We start from the raw sequence: 7,710 nt of genomic DNA on the forward strand, positions 1-7,710 counted from the left end.
CAAAATATAATTATGTCAGATCATCATCATAAAGAAACATTTGTAACTAAATATATATTTAGTCAAGATCATAAAATGATTTCTAAACAATACTTAGTAACAGGTATTTTTATGGGAATAATAGGCGTGTTAATGTCTATGTTATTCCGTTTACAAATTGCTTGGCCAGATCATTCATTTACTATAATTGAGGCTTTTTTAGGACGTCATCAAGATGGAGGAGTTATGTCACCTGATATTTACTTAGCTTTAGTTACTATTCACGGTACTATCATGGTGTTTTTTGTACTAACAGCGGGTTTAAGTGGTACTTTTAGTAACTTATTAATTCCATTGCAAATTGGTGCTCGTGATATGGCATCTGGTTTTTTAAATATGGTTTCATATTGGTTATTCTTCTTATCAAGTGTAATTATGGTTACTTCACTTTTTGTTGAAGCAGGACCAGCATCTGCAGGTTGGACAATTTATCCACCGTTAAGTGCTTTACCACAAGCTATTCCAGGATCTGGAATGGGAATGACACTTTGGTTAATTTCTATGGCAATATTTATTGCTTCATCTTTACTAGGAGCTTTAAATTATATTGTTACAGTTCTAAACTTACGAACTATAGGAATGAAAATGACAAGGTTACCACTAACAATTTGGGCGTTTTTTGTAACAGCAATAATTGGTGTGGTTTCATTTCCTGTATTATTATCAGCAGCGTTACTTTTGATTTTTGATAGAAGTTTTGGAACATCATTCTTTTTATCAGATATTTTTATCCAAGGTGAAGTTTTACATTATCAAGGAGGTTCTCCTGTATTGTTCGAGCATTTATTCTGGTTCTTAGGGCATCCGGAAGTATATATTGTAATATTACCTGCAATGGGTATAGTTTCTGAAATTATAGCATGTAATTCCCGTAAGCCTATTTTTGGTTATAGAGCAATGATTGGATCAATTATAGCAATCGCGTTTTTATCTACCATTGTTTGGGGGCACCATATGTTTGTTTCTGGGATGAATCCATTTTTGGGATCTGTATTCACATTTACAACTTTGTTAATTGCAATTCCTTCAGCAGTGAAAGCTTTTAACTGGATTACTACAATGTGGAAAGGAAATATACAAATGAACCCAGCAATGCTTTTTTCTATAGGTTTTGTTTCTACATTTATTTCTGGAGGATTAACAGGGATAGTTCTTGGAGACAGTGCACTGGATATTAATGTACACGATACGTACTTTGTGGTTGCCCACTTTCACTTGGTGATGGGTGTATCTGCAATTTATGGGATGTTTGCAGGTGTTTATCATTGGTTTCCTAAAATGTATGGCAGAATGATGAATAAAGTATTAGGTTATTGGCATTTCTGGATTACCGTAGTTGCAGCTTATGGTGTGTTTTTTCCAATGCACTTTGTTGGGCTAGCTGGTTTACCACGTAGATATTATTCAAATACAGCATTTCCATTATTTGATGATGTAGCGGATGTAAATATTGTAATTACTTTATTTGCAATTTTGGGTGGTGCGGCACAAATTATATTCTTAGCAAATTTCTTTATTAGTATTTATAAAGGGAAAAAGGCAGAACAAAATCCTTGGAGATCTAATACATTAGAGTGGACAACTCCAGTTGAGCATGTTCATGGGAACTGGCCAGGAGAAATTCCTGCGGTTCATCGTTGGCCATATGATTATAGTAAACCAGGACAACCTGAAGATTTTGTCACCCAAATTACACCTTTAATGGATGGTGAAGAGGAATCTTAAAAAATATAAAATATTATAAAATGAAAACCTTTCTTTTTTTTAGAAAGGTTTTTTTATTTCTGCTATCTTTGTTTTTATGAACGAAAACTTGAATCCTGAAAAAAAAGATTTTACTTCTGAAGAATTGGATGTTGAAAAAAAATTACGCCCATTAACCTTTGATGATTTTACAGGTCAGGAACAAGTATTAGAAAACTTAAAAATTTTTGTTGAAGCAGCCAATTTAAGAGGCGAAGCTTTAGATCACACCTTGTTTCACGGTCCTCCAGGATTAGGAAAAACTACGTTAGCACATATTCTTGCCAATGAATTAAATGTTGGCTTAAAAATCACCTCAGGTCCTGTATTAGATAAACCAGGAGATTTAGCGGGGTTGCTTACCAATTTAAGTGAACGTGATGTATTATTTATTGATGAAATTCATAGATTAAGTCCAATTGTTGAAGAGTATTTATATTCAGCAATGGAAGATTATCGTATTGATATTATGATTGAATCTGGGCCAAACGCCCGAACTGTTCAAATAGATTTAGAGCCATTTACCTTAATTGGTGCAACAACACGCTCAGGCTTGTTAACGGCACCTATGCGAGCTCGTTTTGGAATTAGCAGCCGATTACAATATTACAGTGCAGAATTGTTAACTACAATTATTCAAAGAAGTGCTACTATTTTAAAAGTTCCAATTTCAATGGAATCGGCAATAGAAATAGCAGGTAGAAGTAGAGGTACACCACGAATTGCAAATGCATTACTTCGTAGAGTTAGAGATTTTGCTCAAATTAAAGGCAATGGAACTATTGATATTACGATCGCTAAATATGCTTTAAATGCATTAAATGTTGATGCGCACGGATTGGATGAAATGGATAATAAAATTTTAACTACCATTATAGATAAATTTAAAGGAGGTCCAGTTGGAATTAGCACAATTGCAACTGCGGTAGGAGAAAATGTAGAAACCATTGAAGAAGTTTATGAACCTTTTTTAATTCAAGAAGGTTTTATTATGCGAACACCACGCGGACGTGAAGTAACAGAACTTGCTTATAAACATTTGGGTAAAATAAAAGGACTTAATCAAGGAGAACTATTTTAATTTTTTTTGTGATTGTCATCACAAAACTAAAAATACTTCACTGTACTTTTGTCTTGTAAATAATTATAAACTTGTAAGTTAACAATGAGTTTTAAACAACTATTTCCTTTTTTAACTTGGCTTCCATTAGTAAAAAAATCTTGGAAAGATGATTTAATTGCTGGATTAACAGGGACTATAATAGTTATTCCGCAAGCAGTAGCCTTTGCGTTAATAGCTGGGATGCCACCAGTTTACGGTTTTTATATTGCTATGATTGCTCCTGTTATTGCAGCACTTTGGGGATCTTCAAATCACTTAATATCTGGTCCAACAACTACAAGTTCAATTGTTGTTTTTGCAATTATCACAAAATATTATCATCCGGAGAACGAAATAGACTTATATATTTCAATGACCATTGTATTGTCATTTATGGCTGGAGTTATTAAGTTGTTAATGGGGCTTTTTAAAATGGGAAAACTTGTTGATTTTGTCTCAAACTCGGTTGTAATTGGTTTTACAGCTGGAGCAGGAATCTTAATTGCATTTAAACAATTAAAACATGTTTTTGGGATAAATGTACCCCAAGGTTCTAAGATATACGAAGTTGTAAATTATATAATTTTACACATTAAAGAAACCAATTATTATGCTTTAATTGTTGCTTTAGTAACACTTTTAATTGCTATTATAATAAAAAAATTCATAAAGAAAATTGGAAGATTTAATTTATTAATTGCAATGGTATTAGGAACTTTACTAGCAATTTATATGGGTGGAGAAAACTCAGGTATTCAAACAGTTGGAAATATACCAAGCCATTTGCCCCCTTTTAAAATTCCGAATTTCAGTTTTGATTGGATGCAGAAGTTATTTCCAGGAGCAATTGTTTTAGCGCTTTTAGGGTTGGTTGAAGCGGTTTCAATTTCAAGAGCTGTTGCTTTACATTCACATCAAAAGTTAAATAATAATCAGGAATTTATTGGACAAGGGTTGTCAAATATAATTCCTAGTTTTTTCTCATGTTATGCAAGTTCGGGTTCTTTTACGCGTTCAGGTGTAAATTATCAGGCAGGAGCTAAAACACCTCTTTCAGCAATTATTGCTGGACTTGGTTTAATACTTGTTTTATTATTTGGAGCCAAATATGCTTCTTTCTTACCCAAACCTGCAATGGGAGGAATTATTTTATTGGTAGGTTATAACTTAATTGATTTTAAACATATAAAACTAATATATATGAGCAGTAAAAGAGAACTGCTCGTATTCAGCTTAACTTTATTAGGTACTTTATTTTTACATTTAGAACAAGCGGTAATTTTAGGAATTGCAGTATCGTTAATTTTTTATTTAGAACGTACTTCTAAACCAAATGTGGCTGAATTAGGTTTAAATATTGACAAAAAATTTGTGAATATAATCAGAGATTCATCAGTAGAAGAATGTCCACAAATAAAAGTGATACGTATTGATGGTTCACTTTATTTTGGAGCCGTTGAGGAAATTTCAAACTTTTTTATGAGTTTGTATGAAAAAAACACTTACAAACATGTTTTGGTCTTGTCAAATGGAATTAATTTTATTGATTTGGCAGGAGCAGAATGGTTAACTCATGAAGTTGGCAAATGGAAGGCGAGAGGTGGTGGAATTTATTTTTCTGGATTAAAAATTATAAGCCAAGATGTTCTAAATAATGGAGGTTTTTCTGAAAGAATTGGTTATGAAAATTTCTTTAAAGATAAGAATACTGCTATTTCTACAATTTACAATAAATTAGAGAGCGATATATGTGAGAATTGTTCGGTGAAAATTTTTAAAGAATGTAAAAATGAAATTGAGTCTTAAAGATATATTTCCAATTTTTGAATGGTTACCAAATTATAATAAATCTTGGTTAAAAGGAGACCTTTCAGCAGGTTTAACAGTTGGAATTATGTTGGTTCCACAAGGTATTGCGTATGCCATGATTGCTGGGTTACCGCCAATTTATGGATTGTATACCGCTATGATTCCTCAAATCATCTATGCGATTTTTGGAACATCTAGACAACTAGCAGTTGGGCCTGTAGCTATGGATTCATTAATTGTAGCATCAGGAGTGGCAACATTAGCAGAAATTGGTACTGAAAATTTTATTGAATTTGCAATACTTCTAGCTTTTATGATGGGAGTTTTACAAGTAATATTTGGATTGTTTAAATTGGGGTTTTTGGTTAATTTTTTGTCAAGGCCAGTAATTAGCGGATTTACTTCTGCAGCTGCTTTAATAATTGCATTCAGTCAGTTAAAGCATTTACTTGGGGTTAATATTCAAGGTGATAATAAGTTACATAGTATTGTTATAGCGCTATTTCAACACTTAAAAGATATTAATTATATAGCTTTTGCAATAGGAGGGATTTCAATCTTAATTTTAATTTTCTTTAAACGAATAACAACTAAAATACCAGCTGCTTTAATTGTGGTAGTATTTGGGATTTTAGTTGTGAAATATTTAAAATTAGATGAAGCAGGAGTTCAAATAATAGGAAATATACCAGAAGGATTACCATCTTTTAAAATGCCGAGTTTTAATATTGAAATAATGAAAGAGTTATTTCCTATTGCCCTAACGTTATCTTTTATTGCATTTTTAGAAGCAATATCAGTTGCAAAAGCAATTGAATTGAAACATAATAATACCTATAAAGTAATAGCAAATAAAGAGTTAATCGCTCTTGGAATGGGGAATATTATTGGCTCATTTTTCCAAACATATCCAGCAACTGGAGGATTGTCTAGATCAGCTGTCAATAATCAAGTAGGAGCAAAAACACCAATGGCTGCAATTATTGCGAGCGTTGTAATTGGGTTTACATTACTTTTTTTAACTCCAGTTTTTTACTATTTACCAAAGTCAATTATTGCAGCAATAATTATAGTAGCAGTTTATGGATTGCTTGACTTTAAAGTTCCTAAACAAATTTTAAAATATTCGAAAAGAGAATTAATAATTTTAAATAGTACTCTTATAGTAACAGCAGTTGTTGGAATAAAAGAAGGGATTTTTATAGGGGTTATTTTATCAATGGCAATGTTAATTTATAGAAGCACAAAGCCTCATATTGCTATTTTAGGAAAAGTTTCAGGGACTCATTTCTATAGAAACATAAAAAGATTTGAAGGACTTTTAGAGGTTAATGAAGCTATTTTAATAGTACGGTTTGATGCACAACTTTATTTTGCAAACGTTCAGTATTTTAAAGATAAATTAGAAGAGTATGTTATAGAGAAAGGAGAGAATTTAAAACTAATTATAATTGATGGAGAAAGCATAAATAGTATTGATAGTTCAGGTGTTTATATGTTATATGAAATTATTAAAAAGTACAATAATTTAAATATTGATATAGTTTTTACAGGGATGAAAGGTCCTGTTAGAGATGTTTTTGAAAAAAGTGAAATCATGAAAGAAATTAGCTATAAAAACTGTTTTATGAGTATTCAAGAAGCTGTTGATTCTTTTGATAAAAATTCAAATAATAAAGAAAATGGTCGTAACTTTATTAAATACGTTAAACAAACGAATCGTTAAATTTTTCTAAAAATAAAATTTTATGTAACTTGAATCACAAAAACATAAAATCTAACTTGTAGTTTTGAATTTCAAAATGTAAATTTAATAACATAAAAATCAGATAATTATGAAAGTTGAACAATTGTTTACAGGATGCTTGGCGGAAATGGCATATTATATTCATTCCAATGGAGAAGCCGCAATAATTGACCCTTTAAGAGAAACTGAACCATATATTGAAATGGCAAAAGCTGATGGAGCTAAAATTAAATATATTTTTTTAACTCACTTTCATGCAGATTTTGTGTCTGGTCAAGTTGACTTAGCAAAAAAGACTGGAGCAACCATCGTTTTTGGTCCAAATGCAGATCCTATTTATGATATTCACCAAGGAAAAGATGGTGAAAATTTTAAAATTGGAGATTTAACACTTAAACTTTTACACACCCCTGGGCATACCATGGAATCTTCATCTTATTTATTAATTGATGAAAAAGGTAATAAACCTTATGTGTTTACAGGAGATTGTTTATTTATTGGTGATGTTGGTCGCCCAGATTTAGCTGTTAAATCTGATTTAACACAAGCTGATTTGGCAGGTCATTTATTTGATTCTCTTCGAAATAAGATAATGACTTTACCTGATGATATTATAGTATATCCAAATCATGGAGCAGGTTCAGCCTGTGGTAAAAATATGAGCTCTGAAACTTTTGATACCTTAGGAAATCAAAAGAAAACAAACTATGCTTTAAGAGCTGATATGACTAAAGAAGAATTTATTGTGGAAGTTACAACTGGATTAAAACCACCACCACAATATTTTGGGAATAATGTTAGAATGAATAAAGGTATTAACATTAGTATTGATGAAGTTATACACAGAGGTACTATTCCAATTGATGCTGATTCATTCAAAGAAATAAGTGAGCAAAATGATATTTTGGTATTAGATACTCGTACCAAAGAAATTTATGCTGAAGAAGGTACCGTTCCGGGTGCTTGGTATATTGGTCTTGAAGGAGGTTTTGCACCTTGGGTTGGAGCATTAATTAAAGATATTAATCAAAAAATAATTTTTATTGCTGAAGAAGGAAGAGAACATGAAGTTGTAATTCGTCTTTCGCGTGTTGGATACGACCATACTTTAGGTTATTTACGTGGTGGAATTCATTCATGGAAAGCAGCAGGGCATAAAGTAGATAAAATTGGTTCTATATCTGCAACTCAATTTGCAAATAAACTAAAAGATGATTCTATGCAAGTTGCGATGGATGTTAGAAAAGAATCAGAATATTTATCTGAACAT

General features: G+C 31.5%; 5 protein-coding genes. All 5 read left to right on the top strand.

Translation table 11 applies throughout. From position 1 onward, the window contains the following. Positions 1-12 precede the first annotated feature (12 nt). Positions 13-1,764: a cbb3-type cytochrome c oxidase subunit I gene (locus Q0352_RS04855; RefSeq protein ID WP_299524457.1), complete on the top strand. Its 1,752-nt coding sequence runs from the start codon at positions 13-15 to the stop codon at positions 1,762-1,764. A gap of 76 nt (positions 1,765-1,840) precedes the next feature. Beyond that, the gene (gene ruvB, locus Q0352_RS04860) at positions 1,841-2,863 is read left to right on the top strand and encodes a Holliday junction branch migration DNA helicase RuvB (protein WP_299524460.1); all 1,023 of its coding nucleotides are present in this window, start codon (positions 1,841-1,843) and stop codon (positions 2,861-2,863) included. Between the two features lie 84 nt (positions 2,864-2,947). After that, positions 2,948-4,690 carry a SulP family inorganic anion transporter gene (locus Q0352_RS04865; protein WP_299524463.1) on the top strand — a complete coding sequence of 581 codons (1,743 nt, stop codon included), beginning with the start codon at positions 2,948-2,950 and terminating at the stop codon, positions 4,688-4,690. Further along, positions 4,674-6,419 carry a SulP family inorganic anion transporter gene (locus tag Q0352_RS04870; protein ID WP_299524467.1) on the top strand — a complete coding sequence of 582 codons (1,746 nt, stop codon included), beginning with the start codon at positions 4,674-4,676 and terminating at the stop codon, positions 6,417-6,419. Before Q0352_RS04865 ends, Q0352_RS04870 begins: the two co-directional genes overlap by 17 nt. Positions 6,420-6,528: 109 nt before the next feature. Further along, positions 6,529-7,710, top strand: a 1,182-nt coding sequence (locus Q0352_RS04875) for an MBL fold metallo-hydrolase (protein WP_299524470.1), incomplete at its 3' end; no start/stop codon positions are given.

The organism is uncultured Lutibacter sp. (assembly GCF_937891065.1).
In the GTDB taxonomy this organism is placed as follows: domain Bacteria; phylum Bacteroidota; class Bacteroidia; order Flavobacteriales; family Flavobacteriaceae; genus Lutibacter.